The sequence below is a fragment of the Anaerocolumna xylanovorans DSM 12503 genome (assembly GCF_900143645.1).
Lineage (GTDB): Bacteria > Bacillota > Clostridia > Lachnospirales > Lachnospiraceae > Anaerocolumna > Anaerocolumna xylanovorans.
On record NZ_FRFD01000016.1, the window covers coordinates 30,420 to 47,545 of the forward strand.

The window sequence follows — 17,126 nt, forward strand, 5'->3', positions numbered from 1 at the left end:
CCGACTCCCGTTAATTTATAAACTCCAGTAAGTATAGCCCCTATCTGACAGCTCCTGTTTATTGTATAAGCCCTTTACATCAATAATTACCTTTTTATCATTCGATGCTTTTTTAAACATAGCATCCAGGCCATCAATGGTTAGATTTCTGTATTCGTCATGGGCGACCGCAAAAATCAGGCAGTCAGCTTCCCTGACTTTATCCATATCAACCAATTCAATATGATACTCCGTTGATACCTCCTGCCCATCTGCAAGAGGATCATTAACTGAAACATCAGCCTGATATTCCAAAAGCCGGTTGATAATGTCCATTACTTTTGTATTGCGTATATCAGGACAATTTTCTTTAAAGGTAATTCCCATTACACAAATTTTAACATTTTTAATCAGCTTATCAGCCTGAATCAGCTTTTTTACAGCCACATCTGCTATGAAGCTTCCCATACCGTCATTAATTTTCCTGCCTGCTGCAATAATCTGCGAATGATAGCCAAGGCGTTCCGCTCTGCTGATAAAGTAGTATGGGTCTACTCCGATACAATGCCCTCCCACAAGACCGGGAGCGAACTTAAGTGCATTCCACTTAGTTGACATGGCATCCAGAACTTCCCCGGTGTGTATCCCCATCCTCTCAAAAGCCATTGCAATCTCATTCATAAAGGCAATGTTGATGTCCCTTTGGGCATTTTCAACCAGCTTTGCGGCTTCTGCCACTTTGATACTGCTTGTCTTAAATACCCCTGCATCGATAATCATCTCATATACCCTGCCGACAATCTCCGTCGTTTCTTCATCCATACCGGATACTATTTTGACGATATTCCTAAGCCTGTGCTCCTTGTCCCCCGGATTAATACGTTCCGGTGAATATCCGACTTTAAAATCTTTTCCGCAAAAAAGTCCTGAAAATCTTTCCAGGACGGGAACACATATTTCTTCTGTTACTCCGGGATAGACGGTAGATTCAAAAACTACAATTCTTCCCTTTAAAAGATTTCTTCCAATTATCTCACACGCACTTATGACAGGTGTCAAATCCGGTATCTTATCATCATTAACCGGCGTTGGTACGGAAACTATTATAAAATCTGCTTCTTTTAACTTCTCTTCCTTCGAGGTAAAATCAACCGGGCAATTCTTAAGTTCTTCCTCCCCAACTTCTCCCGTTGGATCCTCCCCTCTAAGATAGGATTCTATTTTTTTATGGTTGATATCATATCCGATTGTATGAATTTTTTTAGAAAAGGCTACTGCAATAGGCATTCCAACATAACCAAGCCCGACAACAGCAACCTCAATTGATAAATCGTTTATTTTCTCCATCAGATTATTCATTTTTCATCTTCCTCTGCATATTAAATGAACCGCATGGTTTAATAGGACTTTGTACCTAGTTGACACTATACCCTACAATTCGACTTTTGTCAACACAATTTGTAAATATAAGTATATTATTTACATCTCATTCTTTATTAAAGGACATTGCAAAACAGCTTACCAAAAAGCTCTTGCAATGTCCTTTAAATAATCTCTGCTATAGCATCAGGTATCCCGTATCTCTTTCTCAAAATCTTCCCGCAGTTTTTTTAACGCTTTCTTTTCAATCCTCGAAACTGTTCGTATCGCCTATTGTAAGCGGTTTATTCTAAGAAATTGCTTCCAACTGACGGAAGCGGAAATGGATCGTAATTTTTTTGTCCTCTGTTAACTCAACCCGCTCAATCAGGCCGGTAAGCAGTTCCCGGTCCGTCCAGGCACCAGTGATAAAGCTGTCAACCAATGCCCTCGCCAGTTCTCTCTGCTTTTGGGGTTCCCAGTCTAACCTCTCTGCTTCGGACAGCTTTTGTTCCAATGCCTCACGTTCCTGTTTGACTTTTTGGTAGATACGCTCAAAGTCCTGTTCCTCCAGCATCCCTGAAAGGCGGTCCATGTACATCCGGTCAAGATGCACTGTCAGGCTTTCTATTCTGGATATTAACACCGCTGTTTTATGTTCGCGGCTTTCAGTGTTCGCGGCTTCTTCCACTGCCTTTTCAGCCATCGGAATCAGCTCCCTGGCCTGCACATATTTCTCACAGACTTCCCGCACCTTTTCGATAACCGCCTCTGTGACAGTCTGCACTTTGATGGAGTGGCAGGTACAGACCCCTGCTTTGGTAAAACGCTGATAGGTGCGGCAGACAAAGTAGAGGCAGTCTTCCCCTCTGGCATTTTTACGGTTGATGACTGCCAGCGGATAACCGCATTCCTGGCAGAAAATTAAGCCTTTCAGCAGGAAATCATATGTCCGTGAGCGGGTATTTTTGCGGCTGCCAAGCAGTATCTGCACCTGATCGAAGGTTTCCCGGTCAATCAGAGGTTCATGGGTGCCTTCCACGACAATCCAGTCTTTTCGGGGCTGCCGCACGCACTTCTTTGATTTGTAACTGATTTTTTTTGAGCGGCCCTGCACCATATTGCCGATATACGTTTCATTCTGAAGCATATCGGAGATTCGCTCACTGGACCACATACCCGAATACGGGCCCGACTTTCCCGTCGTCAATCCCGCATAAACAGCAGGCGCCGGTACCTTTTCTGCATTAAGCCTGATGGCAATCTGGCGGCAGGACAGCCCTTCCAGTGCCATGCTAAAGATTCTGTGCACCACAGGGGCCGCATTCTGGTCGACGACAATTTTATTCTTCTCCGTCTGCGACATCCTATAGCCATAGAGCGGTTTTCCTCCGATAAAAAGTCCCTTTCGCTGCTTATCATGCTTGACACACTTAATTTTTTTTGAGATATCTTTGGCATACATGTCATTCATGATAGCCCGGAACGGTGTAATATCGTTTGCGGTGCTCTCAATTCCAGTATCGATACCATCCAACAGAGAAATATAGCGAACCCTGTTCTCTGGAAAATACCGTTCCATATAGTGCCCTGTCAGAATGTAATCGCGGCCGAGACGGGACAGATCCTTAGTAATCACCATATTGACCTTTTTGTTCTCAATATCCGCAATCATGCGCTGAAAGGACGGCCTATCAAAGGTGGTTCCGCTCCACCCGTCATCAATGTAAGTATCAAACACGCATAGTTTATGTTCTTTCGCAAAGGCAGTGAGCATGGACAGCTGATTGGTTACACTTTCTGATTGTCCTTCGTTTTCATCTTCCTTTGACAGTCTGATGTAGAGAGCCGCATAATAATCCAATGGGTTGCTTATTTCCAGGTACATATCACACCTCCGAAAACAAGCGGCCATTTATCATGGACATTATAAATGGGACGCTTTCGGAAAAACAAATCTGAACCCGCTGCTTTTGAGTTCCCGTTTGAGAAAAAAGCGAAACGATTGGAATAACAGATACCGAAAGTCACCACCCTCGTCAGAAAAGCAGTAATCCACCGAAACTTTACGTTTGTTCACTTCAAACACCTCCTTATGGCTATGTTTAATAGATATGCAGTGCCAAAAGTATTTCTGCATGTCCGAAATGAAAAAGTAAAGTTTCATCTTTTCTACGGTATCTTCCTGTAGGATTTTGTTCCCGCCCCAGCGCCCTCGTTCAGCAGGGCAAGCAGAAGCTTGTTGTTTTCCTTCACACCGATGTTCCACCAGCTGATAAGCACTTTGTTGCCGTAGTAGAAGCGCCAGTTCTCACCATCCTTCACCCAGCCGGTTTGGAGTGTGCCGTCGCTTTCAAAGCAATACTTCACGCCATTAACCGTCTGCCAGCCGGTGAGGGCCTTGCCGTCCTTGTAGCAGAGGTACTGCCCGGCATCGTTCAATGCCCATCCCTTAGCAGTGTCCGGGGTAATCGCCAGCTTGACGTAGCGGTGCAGCATGGCTGAAACCTCCCCACGGGTAGCGCTGGATTTCGGATTGAACTTGTTTCCTCTGCCTCCCGTCATAATGCCTGCCTGCTGCATGGCTTTGACCGCCGTTTTGCAGGAATTGCCGATGTTTAAATCGTCTGCATAGGCAGACGCTTCCCGGGCCACGGGCAGGGTGCATCCGGTAACCCCGGCGAAGTTTGCCATAATCACCGCGACTTCCTCACGAGTGACGGCACCATCAGGTGCAAACCGGCTATTGCCGCCATCCTGCACAATGCCTTTTCTATATGCCCATTCAATATAAGGAGAGTAATATTTATCTGCAGCCACATCAGTAAAGCTGCTAGTCTTATAGCCGCTCACATCCCCACCGGCCAGTCTGCCAAGAGCTGTTACCAGCATTCCGCGGGTCATGGCTGCATCGGGAGAGAACGTCGTATCCGAGGTTCCGCTAATCAGTCCCCTGCCTGCCACGTAATCAATGGACTCTTTTGCCCAATGGGTGGAAATGTCCGTGAACTTTGCGCTAAGCGCCTTATAGCCTACTCCATAAACCTGGATTTGATTGGTGGTGAAAATCACACAACCGCTATTTCCATCATAGACCGAGTTTGCAATACGGCTGATCTTTCTATCTTTCCCCATGGCTGCACCATAGAAGCAGCCGCTGTATTCACCTTTTCCGGGAGTGGCAGCGATACCAATAATTACCGAGCCATTCCCCAAAGAGGTGATGCCCACCGGTTTCCCTTTTCTGGTGGAAGTGATTTTGATGTCAAAAGCGCTGCGCAGTCCGCCTGCTGTTACCGGACTGGCAGAGATGGTGATATCACTGTCGCTCTGCCCCTGGATTTTCTTTAAAGCCGTCAGGTCGAATTTAACGGTAACCGGAAGACCGGAAACTTCAAACATTCTGGCTTCCTTTACCAGCCGATTCAGTGCGGCGCGCTCTGTAACAAGAGTGAATCCTGCCGCACCGGGGGCCGTCACGGAAATCTCCACTCCGATACCGTTTGTGACGGTTCCCTTTATTTTGGCCTCTAACTGTGCTTTCTCAATGGCTGTCTGTACCATGTCGTCGGTAATCACCATGACTGTGCGCCCTCCTGATATTCTTGCTTTGGCGCTCACACTGGCAATCGTAGGCTGGTCGAGTTTCTTTGCAAGGGCTATAATAGCGGAGGAATCGCCGTCATTGGAGCCATCATCCCTGCTGCTGATAAATACGGCGCTGATGGTGTGGTTTGCGCTCACAGCGCTGAAGGTATAGCTGCTGGTTATGCCCTTATCCACGCCGTCCACCGTTACGGAAGAAATCTGGTAGCCACTGTCTGGTGTAATAGTGAAAGTCTGGCTTTCGCCCTTGGCAACCTGTACTGCACCGGACGGCGAAATGGAACCGTTGGCCTCCGCCTTGGCCCCGATAGTAAAGATCTCTTCCCCCGTCACCGTCAGCGTACCGTTTTGATAAACAAGCGTGTAATTCGCGCCAACTGTATCATTCAAAACGGCATTTGCTGCGATTTTAACCGGGGATGTACCCGCCGCCGAGGTAGACGCGGCATCATACTCCGCTATGGCTTCGTCAGCAAGTGCATTGTCCTTGCTATCCGTCCCAATAAAGCCGGTATAGCTCACAGTAGCAGCGGGAAGCGGCTCACCCGCCTTTACGACCTTGTCGTCGGCCCTTACAATGACTTGCTTTTTCTCAATGGTATAAGTACCCAGCGAAAGTCCGCTGACCGCCTTGTAGTTTATTCCCTCCGCAATGTCAACGGTTACAGCATATTCTCCTGCATTTACAGGCGCGCTTATGCCACCTGAATATTTGACTGTGATATTGCCAAGTCCGGTCACACCGTCCTTCTTGATGATCGAAACCATCCGCTCCGAGCCGTTATAGACCACAGGGGTCAGGTCAAATTCCAAATTGTCCTTTGCAGGCATTTTTTTGCCAATCGTAAAGTTTACGTTCTTTATGCCCTTGAAGTTGCCCCGGCCGGTGAGCGTTACTAAAGCAGTTCCGGCATTGATGTTGCTGCTGCAGGACATGGTATAATCCACACCCTCCGCCAGTGTTTCACCGTCAAAGGTGACAAACAGCTGCGGTATAATCTCGCTGCCGGTGTAGGTGTAGGAGCCATTTACCGTCGCAGTAGCTTTGGAAATATCCCGCTCGGTCAGGTACAGCCCGCCGCCGGACTGGGTGCCTTCCACTTTTTGGAGGAGAGGAAGCTTATTGTCTGTAATCGTCCATATGGATGCGGCATCCCAGCTTGAGAGATCCCAATTGCTTGCGTCTGTCCAGAAAGCTGCGGTGTTTGCCTGTGCGATAGTTAAATCTTCGCCGTCAAGACCTGTTAGGGTTTTGGCACTGCCGCCGCTCATACCGGAGAAAGCATAGTTATTTAAAAGGGTGCTGCCGTTGTTATTCCCCACTACACGTCCAACGTTGCTGACACCACTGACGCTGGGATTCAGCCCTACGCTGTTTTTCACCGTGCTGCCGCCGTCAGCACTTCCCGCCACGCCGCCGACATAACTTGCACCGCTGACAGTATCCGTAGCGTAGCAGTTTTGTACTGTACTGCTGCCATCAACACTTCCCGCCACACCACCGACATAGTTGCCTGTGCCGCTGACGGCACCTGAGGCATAGCAGTTTTGCACTGTGCTGCTGCCGGTGGCACTTCCCGCCACGCCGCCAACATAGCTTGCACCGCTGACAGTACCGGTGGCATAACAGTTCTGCACCATGCCATTGCCGTCAACAATGCCTGCCACACCGCCGATATCGTTGCCTGTGCCGCTGACCGCGCCGGCAATACTCGCCCCTACAATACCAAGATTTTGCACTGTACCGCCCTTTACACAGCCAAACAGTCCAGTACAGGTTCCTGTTCCTTTTATATATAACCCGGTGATAACCTTGCCGTCACCTTCAAAAATCCCCTTGAAAGCATTGGTGAAGTCAGCCCCAATGGGTATCCATCCTTCGCCGCTCTGGTAAGCAGACAGGTCGATATTGGCAGTGAGCTTATAATATTTTCCTGCTTCCGCATAAGGGGCCGTCCCTGTGTTCACCAGCTCCGCCAGCTTTGCAAGCTGCGCGTCGGTGGTGATTTCATAGGGGCTGCCGCTTGTGCCGCCGCCCGCAAAACATTGCCCACTGATATGATAAGGCAGCGTCTCGTCCTGTCCAGGCAGGACAGTGTTCCCGGTGCTGTCCATGAGGATGGGCCGCTTGCCTTCCGTGTAACTCCACGGGCTGGTTTCCAAAGCTTCGGGAAAGCCCGCCGGTGTTTTCAGAACATCGGCATCCTTGGATTCACCATCCATGCCATTTGCATCATCAATAACGGCCCTGGGAACATTATCCACCATAACCGTTATGCCGCCAAAGGCCATATTATCGGAGGAAATGCCATTTGCCGTAACAACACCCGCTATTCGTCCGACACTGCCGTCACCGCTGACGCTGGGATTGAGAGCAGCGCAGTTTTTTACCGTACCGGCAGGATTAACAACGCCCACCACGCCGCCGACTCTAATGCCTCCGGTAACCGCCCCCGCGGCATAGCAGCTTTCCACTGCACCACCGTTATATACATAGCCTGCCACACCGCCGATTTCGTCACTTGTACCGCTGACCGCTCCGGTGCTATAGCAGTTTTGCACCTTCGCGCCAGGTCCGTCAACGGCGCCCGCCACGCCGCCGATACAGCGGGCAGCGTCTACTGCAGCTGTGGTATAACAGTTTTCCACAATGCCCGCTCCATATACATATCCTGCCATACCGCCCACACATTGCCGGCCGGTAACCGAACCGACAGCATAGCAGTTTTGCACTCTGCTGTTAGATTTAACAACACCTGCCACGCCGCCGACATCGTCATTGCCGGTAACCGAGCCGGTAACATAGCAATTTTGCACCCTGCTGTTATTATATATATATCCCGCCACACCGCCGACATTGTCAAAACCGGTGATATCTGCACCCACCACACCAAGGTTTTGCACGCTGCCGCCGTACAGGGAGCCAAACAGGCCCGTGCTGTCGTAGTGGTCCCCGGCTGTCGTCTTGATATACAGACCGGTAATTTTATGGCCGTTGCCGTTAAAATTCCCCTCGAAGGTATTAAAATCACCATATCCAATGGGCACCCAGCCCCTGCCGCCGTTAAATGCAGTATTGGCAGCGTTATAACCGGACAAATCAATATCCGCGGTAAGGTTATAATATATTCCCGCACCGCCATAAGTCGGATTGGCCGCCAGATCGTTCACCAGTTCCGCCAGCTTCGCCAGTTGGGCGGCAGTCGAAATCTGATAAGGGTTTTCCTGGGTGCCCTCCCCCCGGAAATTGAGATTGCCGCCGTCCACAATATGGACGGGCATTTCCACCGGTATGCCAAAAAGACCGGGCAGACTGTCTGCTGCAATTGTCCAGACAGAGGTGTCCCAATCCCCGGTAAATCCGGACGAGGCCGTCCAAAAATTTTCCGCTTTGATTTCTACCGGGTTCTTGTCCAAGCCATCCTTGCCGGTTGTGCTGCTGGCGGTGGTCTGCGCTACACCGCTTACCGACACCGTCATGCCGCCAAATGCTGCATTACCGGAAAATGTGCCGCTGCCTTGAAACCCTATTACACGCCCAATGGTTGTGTCGGATGCTGCCGTTACGCTGTGGTTCAGTCCGGCGCAGTTTTTCACTGTGCCCCCGTCAACACAGCCCGCCACACCGCCGGCATAACCTGATCCGCCAACAATACCGGTGGCATAGCAATTTTGCACCGTACTGTTTCCATAGGCCGCACCCGCTATACCGCCGGCATAGCTTTCACCGTTGACAGTACTGGTGGTATAGCAGTTTTGCACCGTACTGCTGCCGTAAGCAGCGCCTGCCATACCTCCGGCATAGCCTTCACCGCTGACAATACCGGTGACGTAGCAGTTTTGCACCGTACTGCCGGCATCAATTGAGCCCGCCACACCTCCGGTATAACCGCCTCCGGTAATATTCACATCCGCAATACCAAGGTTTTGCACTGTACCACCATCCACATAGCCAAACAGTCCGGTGCCGCCGTAATGGTTACCGGCTGTCGTTTCGATATACAGTCCGGTAATTTTATATCCGCCGCCGTCAAAGATTTCCCGGAAAGGCCTGTCATAATTATATCCTATGGGCGTCCAGCCCTTACCGTCGTTCCAGTTCCTGCCGTAGGCCGAAAGGTCAATATCATTCTGAAGTATCAGTGTTACTTTGCCGCTTTCATCGTTAAACAAAAAGCTTTTCAGCCGTCCGAGATTAACCAGTACGGCAATTTCGGCAAGCTGGTCCGCAGTGGTAATTTCAAGCGAGTCATCACCTGTTCCGCCGACTGCCATGCTAAACAGGGTCATATGGGCTGCCGTCACCGGGATATACACCGTGATGTGCGGTGCTTTTACGCCGTCCCCAAGGGCATACCCTTCTCCCGGCTGCGCAGTAAACACATACAGCCCCTTGACAGGAGATTCCATGTCATAGTCGTGGTCGGCCTCCCATGTTATGGGGATTTGAGCGGCTTCGCCCTCCACTGTACCGGCAAGCGTTGCGGGAAAAATCGGCTCGGTGGTGTTCTGCCAGCGAATGTTGTCGGCCAGTTCATCAAAGGAGGTAATGTTCCCTTTCATTTCACCCACCGTCACGATGATGGATGGCGGCTCGGCATCGACCGTAAATCCCGCGATTTCGGCGGTGAATATGTAAATTCCTGCTTTTTCACCGTCATAATTCGGTGAATCAGCCCATGTCACAGGCACGGTTATTTCCACCGCCCCGACAGCGGGTTCTTCCTGAAGCTTATTTTCATCAGGCACAGAATCTGGCTGCCCATCCTCTAAGAGCAGTTCTTCCTTATCCCCCTGCTGTTCCGGTTCACCTGGTTCTCCTATTGGTTCTTCCTTTTCATAATTATCAGTATCCGTCACAAGGTGCACCATAGCCGTCAGTTTTTTCGGTAAATTCAAATCCTCTAAGTCCGTACCAAGAGGTACCGTTCTCTTTGCCTCCTCCAGTCCCCCAAATGAGATAATCTTAGCACTTGTACCGGGAAGGATGTCCTCCGCTGCTGCCGAAGTGGGCATGAGTCCCAGCACCATGACAGCAGACAGCACTATTGCGAAAAATCGCTGGTATGGTTTGTGTTGATTCATATACGTCTTCTCCTTAATTCAAGTCAATTGCTATGGCAGACCAACAGCAAATCTATATTCCAGGATTTGCCAACCGGTGCAGCACAGTTCATTGACAATAAGTTCTATAAAGTGCATATTTATAATATTGGAAAATACACACTATTATAGAATACTGTCGAATTACAGAAAAATCAATAGTTAATAGGGGGGATATTGGTGATTTTACACAGAATTAAAATATTCCAATGCTATAAGGTCCTAATTAGTACTCTCTTCAATAAGAACCCAGTAATAAAGCCGCTATATATAAGTATCCCCTAATATTTCATCCTTTCTGCCATGGATAAAATATTGGGGGAATAAGTGCAAACCTGTTATATTTTTACTTTCCTTACCATCAGTAATATATTCAGCCGCGATACGCCGCCTTTATTTCTGACTTGAATGTATCCCAACCCACCCTGTCGATGGCTACACGGAAGCGCTCACTGGGTTTAGCATATTTATCGAAAAACACCAAAGCCGCATCAGCCACCCGGAAAAGAGTTTCCTTGTCGTGGATAATGGGCAGAACCTGCTCTCCTCTGGCAATCAGATTACCGAAAGTACCGCCGAAAGAAAGAAGATAGCCCGGTTCACTCTTCCACGCATGAAAGGGACAGGACTTGGCACACCGTCCGCAGTTGTTGCATTTGCCTTTGTCAAGCAGAATCTCATTGTCTGTTTGAGTGATGGCTCCCTCTCTGCAGGCTTTGGTGCACACGCCGCAGAGTGTGCAGGCATCTGGGATCCATTCAACCGTATAGCCGCCTTTGACACCAAGATCATTCTCCTCGGCTTTAAGGCAGTTGTTCATACAGCCGGTAATCCCAAATTTGAACTTATGAGGCAGTTCCCGCCCAAAATACCGGTCAGAAATCTCTGCTGCCAGGGCATAGGTGTCAATGCAGCCCGAAGGACAGATTTTGCTGCCCTGACAGGCCGTGACCGTGCGCACCCGGGGCCCGCACACGCTGGTGTTTACGCCTCCCGATTCCAGTTCCGCCTTGACTGCTTCCACATCTTCCAGCCTGATGAAGGGAATCTCCACTCCCTGTCTGGAAGTAAGATGCACATACCCGTCACCATACTTTTTACTTATTTCGGAAATTGTTAAAAGCTGTTCGGCGTTTAAGTTTCCGCCTACCACTTTTAACCGCAGGGAAAAACGGTTCTTCTGTACCTGACGCATAAATCCCCCATCTTTCAGCGCTTTATAATCAACAGCCATATAAAATCACCTCTTTCTTATGCTGTAATAATTGCTTAAGCCAAACCCTTTTATAAATCTTCCATAGCCTCTGCCTCACGCTTCTTCTCCCAAATCATCACCTTATGGTATTTTCCAAAATCCCGGGGTGCATCCACTTCGATGCCGCTTGCGTCCAGCAGGGGATATCGGGATTCACGCGGGCCAAATCCGATAAATATGCCATCACGAATGTTGGCAAAATCTGAATCAGACACCAAATCAAAATCAAAAGGATAGTTAAAACCTTCACCACGCAGAGGCAGTGTATCACCCTTTGCATATGCGGCCGGTGAAGGACTGTGCCGTAAAATAGTATGGATATCCGGATGATAGTAAAATTGGTCAAACAGATTGATTTGCAGCTTACCGGAACCATCGCTTAAGAAAACACTGTCCTGCTTTTGCTCATCAGTGGTCTCAATGACACCGCAAGCTGCCGTGGCGTGGCTTACCCGGTCAATTAAAATCAACTCGCCCAGAGTCTTATGCAGACGGAATTCATCCAGTATCGCCGGTTCAGAAAGCACGATCTCGCATCGGACTATTTCATTTTTTACAATTGAATCGGCAGGAAGGAGCGTTCCATCGTTTACATCCACCTTGTGACTAATACCCGTAACAATGGCGGGGAGAAGCTTTGTCCCCAGCTTGATCCAGTATTCCTTTCCCGGAACCAGCCTTTGATCATCCATCCAAAGCAGCGTTGCCGAAAAAGCTTTCGCGATTTTTAGTTCAGTGTTCCGGGTCAGTACACAACCGCGGGAAACATCCACTTCGCGGTCCAGCTGAATGGTTGCAGGCTGCCCCAATACCGCACTCTCTGCTTCTTTGTCCCCAATGTGAATCGACTTGACCAGTGCAATTTCACCGCTGGGCAGGGCGGTCACCATATCGCAGACAGCAACTTTTCCAGCCTCAATCTGTCCCTGAAAGCCGCGAAAACTGTGGTCGGGGCGGCAAACTCTCTGTACCGGCATATAGAAGCCGGTTTCAGGTACATTCCCCGAAACATCCACCGTTTCCAGATGCGCTAAAAGAGTATCCCCTTGATACCATGGCATTTTATCGGAATACCAAGTGACATTATCGCCCTCGGTGGCTGAAACAGGGATTATAACAGCGTCTTGCAGTCCCAGTTCTGCCTTTAGCATCCCGATGTCTCCGGAAATCTTGGCAAAACGTTTTTGATCATATCCAATTAAGTCCATTTTATTTACTGCAAATACAAAATAGCGGATACCCATCAGGGCGCAAATCCGGGCATGGCGGCGGGTTTGCACCAGCACGCCCAAAGAGGCGTCCACTAAAATCACCGCCAGATCGGCAAAGGATGCCCCAACTGCCATGTTCCTGGTATATTCTTCATGACCGGGGGTATCTGCTACAATAAAACTGCGCCGGTCTGTGGTAAAGTAGCGGTAAGCCACATCAATTGTGATTCCCTGCTCACGCTCAGCCATCAGGCCGTCTAACAACAGGGAATAGTCTATTGCCCCACCCCGGCTGCCCACTTGACTGTCCAGAATCAATGCCTGCTCCTGGTCGGCATACAGAAGCTTGGAATCGTATAAAATATGGCCAATCAAGGTGGATTTTCCGTCATCCACGCTGCCGCAGGTGATAAATTTTAATAGTCCGTTTTCTGCATTGCTCATTAAAAATATCCCTCCCGTTTGCGTCGTTCCATACTTCCTGCCGCTTCATTGTCAATTACCCGGCTGGTGCGCTCCGAGGTCACAGCAGCCAGTGTCTCGTTAATCACCTCATCCAGTGTGTCAGCCTCCGATTCTACTCCACCGGTGAGAGGATAGCAGCCCAGGGTGCGGAAACGGACCTTTTTCATCTCCGGTATCTCTCCTGGCTGCAGGCGCATCCGGTCATCATCCACCATAATAATATTGCCGTCCCGGTATACCACAGGGCGTTCGGCAGCAAAATACAGCGGCACTATGTCTATATTTTCACGGCGGATATATTGCCAAATATCTTTTTCCGTCCAGTTGGAAATAGGAAATACCCGCATACTCTCACCTTTGTTGATTCGGGTGTTATAAAGTTTCCACATTTCAGGCCGTTGATTTTTGGGATCCCATGCGTGATGTTCATTGCGGAAAGAAAAAATCCTCTCTTTGGCACGGGATTTCTCTTCATCACGCCGTCCGCCGCCAAAGGCCGCCGTAAATTGATATTTGGTCAGCGCGTCTTTGAGTGCCTGTGTCTTCATGATATCGGTATAGGCCGCACCATTATCAAAGGGGTTAATCCCCGAAGCGATAGCATCTTCATTGCGGTGGACCAGCATATTAATGCCCAGTTCTTTTGCCCGTCTGTCCCGGAACTCAATCATCTCGTGAAACTTCCAGCTTGTGTCGATATGCAGAAAAGGAAACGGCGGTTTTTCGGGATAAAAAGCTTTCATGGCCAGATGGAGCATGACTGATGAATCCTTACCGATGGAATATAACATGACCGGACGCTCGCACTCGGCGGCTACCTCCCGGAAAATGTAGATGGCCTCAGCCTCCAGTTTATCTAAATGTGTCAGCGACATATGATTCACTCCTAATATTTATTTGGATCACGGCTGTCTACCGTAAGTATTTGGGTATCTCCGTCCGGCTTTGTGATTATCCAATGAAGCAGGGTGTTTTCCCGACCGACAGTTAGTTTTCCGCCCAGGCCTCCCATATCCTCACCAAGGAACATGGCAATTGCCTGCACCGGACATTCTTTTACGCAGGAGGCGCAGCCCCAACAGCGCTCTATACGGGAAATACAGGCTTTCCCTTTATCATCCAGCTGTATTAGTGTACCCGGACAGCTTTTGGCACACTGACCGCAGCCGATACAAACATCTTGGGAAATCTCAATGCTCATACTTTTCTCCCTCCTGCACCAGCGGCCGGAAAATCATATTCAGTTTTCCGTTTTCCAGCCGGGAATTTACATATAGCTCCCATTCGGCACTGCTCTCCTGGTAATCAATATGCTCAGCGAAGCTGTGCCAACGGGTTTCCTTACGGGCGGCCAGATGGGCAATAACCGATCGGCAGAGCGTAAGACGTTCCCGCAGTTCCAATATGTAGACTAGTTCCTGCATCCCGGAAGCAAACAGAAAGTCGGATTGCCGCTCCAGCTTACGGATCTTATCATCGGCAATGCTAAGGGATTCCTCTGAAAAGCGGTAATGGGAGCCGATTCCGCCTGCATCCTTATCCATGACAGCCTGCATGGTTTCTTCCAGTTCATCTGTGCTGTGCTGGACCTCAGAAGAATCTAAAAAGCCCTCCAGCCAGCGCTTCTTTTCTTCGGCCTCGCTCATATTCAGCATAACTGTTTTATCATTCATATATCTGACCGCCGCTTTGGCTGCGATTTCACCTTCCGCAAAGGCGCCTGTTACATATTTCTGCGGGCAGCCGCCGGCAACATCTCCTGCCGCAAACAGACCCCTGATTGTGGTTTCCCGGTTCACATCCACCCAATAGCCGCTGGCGGTGTGTCCGCCGACAATATATGGCTCGGTGCCCTCAATTTCCACATTTTGCACCCGCGGTGTCTGCCCCCTTTCCAACCACTTAAGGGTTTGGCTGGGAGCCATATTAAGATAGGCTTTTTGTAAATCCTCATCCTGCTCTTTGGTAATGCCGACCGTCCGCAGATAGCAGGGACCGCGCCCCTCCAAGTTTTCCATCACTGTGCCATGCACCCGCTGGGAGGTGGTAATGCCATATTTCTGCTCATACACCTCGCCCAGCCCATTGATTTGCTTTGCACCTACTCCCTGGGCCAGCGTACCTGTTGGGGCAATAGTATCCTTGCACCTTAGAGCAATAAAACGCATTTCAAAAGTGGTCATTTCCGCTCCTGCACGAATACCCATGGCATACCCTGCACCTGTGTTAAAGGGAGGATACCACATCTTATGGCGGGAAAATCCGGGGTGATTGGGTTTATATAATCCTGCCGCACCACCGGTAGCGCAGAGTATAGCCTTGGCTGAAATCACATACAAAACAGGTTCATCCACGCCAATGGCATAAGCACCCTGAATTCGGCCGTCTTTGACGATATATTCGAACACATTTATCCTGTTCAGCACGGTAATTTGCGGCTGATCGGCCACGGCACCGGCTAAGATCGGCTTGATATTCTCTCCGTTGATTTTTATATTGCGGCTGCCCCGGGTAACATACTGCCCCTGTTCATCTTTCAGAATGGTCAGTCCCAAACGCTCCAGTTTGGCAACCGTGCGGTTCAGTCCCTCTGCCATGGTCCGCAGCAAATCATCCCGAACGATTCCCTCCGCATCCTTTCTGGCATAATCCACATAGTCCTTAGGAGTCTTTCCGGGAACTATATAGGCGTTAATGGCATTGACTCCGGCGGCAAGGCAGCCGCTGCGTTTAATATTTGCTTTTTCTGCGATCAGCACCTCCCTGCCGGATACCTCGGCAAAGGTCAAGGCTGCGTAACATCCCGCCGTACCTCCGCCAATAATCAGAAAATCCGTGCTGAGTGCTTTGATTTGCAGTTTCACACAATCACCTACTTTGTATATTGATTTAATATGATATCAATTATTGTATATAGGAAATCCGAAAAAATCCAGAACTGATTGCGCAAACGTTACACAAGAAAACTCCCAAAATTAAAGCTCAAAACAACGCAAACGTTTTACAATTTTTCACTTGAAATTTTTGCGGTAATATCATATCATATTAAACATATATATTTTATATAATTTTCTACGAGGAGGATCCGGTGTGACATTAAAAGAAGTAGCGGCACAAGCCGGAGTATCTGTTTCTACTGTATCACGGATTATCAACTCCCCGGATGACAGTTTTGCCCGCAAGGAAGTACGCGACCGGGTTTGGTCCATTATCAAAGAAACAGGCTATACTCCCAATCTAAGTGCCAGAGAACTAAAGCGCGGAAAAATGAAGGAGCAGGAAACACCCGATGGTGCATTAGCCTGTATTTTGGGCAGAACTAAGACATTAGAGGACGATCCCTTTTTCGCACAACTTGCAAGAGTCATCGAGCAGCAGGCAATGGAACAAGGTTATCCCGTGCGGCTTTCCTATTCGGTTTTTGACATGAAGCCAAACTCCATACCGGAAAAGGCGGAATCTTTCAACGCGGATGGTGCCATTATTCTTGGGCGGGTTAGCAGAAATTATATGGACTTTTTGGAAAAGCAATATAAAAATCTTATCTATGTGGGCCGTAATATCATTTCCGCCGACTGCGATCAGGTTATCTGCAATGGATATGAGGCAACACAAATCGCGATAAAACATCTAATCGCCTGCGGCCACCGGCGGATCGGCTATATCGGTGAGATTTCAAGCGAGGTGCGGTACCAGGCGTACCTTGATACGCTTCGTGAGCATGGGCTGGATTACTCCGCAAACCTTGTCAGCAATTGCCCCCAAAACGGAGCCGGCGGATATCAGGGGGCTGATTATCTGCTTAGCACAGCAAGTCCCCTTCCAACCGCCGTTTTCTGTGCAACCGACATTACCGCAATCGCTGCTCTGCGCCGCTTTACGGAGTCAAAAATCAAGGTACCGGAACAGCTTTCCGTCATCAGCATGGACAATATCGAACTATCCGGATATGTTTCGCCTATGCTGACCACCGTAGGAATGCCAATCGTTGAAATGGGAAATATTGCAGTACAAACCCTTATCGCCAGAATCCAGAAGCGGCACAAACTGCCCATGAAAATCTTCCTGCCAAACAAACTGGCGATTAGGGAGAGTGTTACAAACTTAAATGCAGGAGCATACATATAAGAAACAGGTTCATTGTTCCG

At 49.1% G+C, this 17,126-nt stretch carries 9 protein-coding genes; 1 reads left to right on the top strand and 8 read right to left on the bottom strand.

All coding sequences use genetic code 11. From position 1 onward, the window contains the following. Positions 1–15: 15 nt before the first annotated feature. From BUF11_RS21900 to BUF11_RS21935, 8 genes are all read right to left on the bottom strand, one after another. Positions 16–1,338, bottom strand: a complete 1,323-nt coding sequence (locus BUF11_RS21900; RefSeq protein WP_073591022.1) for a nucleotide sugar dehydrogenase — start codon at positions 1,336–1,338, stop codon at positions 16–18. A 310-nt stretch (positions 1,339–1,648) separates the two neighbouring features. Beyond that, on the bottom strand, positions 1,649–3,226 hold the full coding sequence (locus BUF11_RS21905; RefSeq protein ID WP_073591023.1) for a recombinase family protein: 1,578 nt from the start codon (positions 3,224–3,226) through the stop codon (positions 1,649–1,651). A gap of 284 nt (positions 3,227–3,510) precedes the next feature. After that, the gene (locus tag BUF11_RS21910) at positions 3,511–10,029 is read right to left on the bottom strand and encodes a GLUG motif-containing protein (RefSeq protein ID WP_073591024.1); all 6,519 of its coding nucleotides are present in this window, start codon (positions 10,027–10,029) and stop codon (positions 3,511–3,513) included. Positions 10,030–10,420: 391 nt separating this feature from the next. Beyond that, on the bottom strand, positions 10,421–11,281 hold the full coding sequence (locus tag BUF11_RS21915) for a 4Fe-4S binding protein (RefSeq protein WP_073591025.1): 861 nt from the start codon (positions 11,279–11,281) through the stop codon (positions 10,421–10,423). Between the two features lie 50 nt (positions 11,282–11,331). Further along, complete coding sequence (locus BUF11_RS21920) at positions 11,332–12,957, bottom strand: sulfate adenylyltransferase subunit 1 (protein WP_073591026.1); 1,626 nt, start codon at positions 12,955–12,957, stop codon at positions 11,332–11,334. Further along, entirely contained in the window at positions 12,957–13,853 is an 897-nt protein-coding gene (gene cysD, locus BUF11_RS21925; protein WP_073591027.1) for a sulfate adenylyltransferase subunit CysD, read from the bottom strand. Before cysD ends, BUF11_RS21920 begins: the two co-directional genes overlap by 1 nt. Before the next feature lie 11 nt (positions 13,854–13,864). Beyond that, positions 13,865–14,179: a 4Fe-4S dicluster domain-containing protein gene (locus tag BUF11_RS21930; RefSeq protein ID WP_073591028.1), complete on the bottom strand. Its 315-nt coding sequence runs from the start codon at positions 14,177–14,179 to the stop codon at positions 13,865–13,867. Further along, on the bottom strand, positions 14,169–15,836 hold the full coding sequence (locus BUF11_RS21935) for an adenylyl-sulfate reductase subunit alpha (protein ID WP_073591095.1): 1,668 nt from the start codon (positions 15,834–15,836) through the stop codon (positions 14,169–14,171). The genes BUF11_RS21930 and BUF11_RS21935 overlap by 11 nt, the downstream gene beginning before the upstream one ends. A gap of 232 nt (positions 15,837–16,068) precedes the next feature. On the opposite strand from BUF11_RS21935, the gene BUF11_RS21940 reads away from it, so the two are divergent. After that, positions 16,069–17,106 (top strand): LacI family DNA-binding transcriptional regulator, encoded by a 1,038-nt coding sequence (locus tag BUF11_RS21940; RefSeq protein ID WP_073591029.1) that lies wholly within the window; start codon positions 16,069–16,071, stop codon positions 17,104–17,106. The last annotated feature ends 20 nt before the right edge of the window (positions 17,107–17,126 follow it).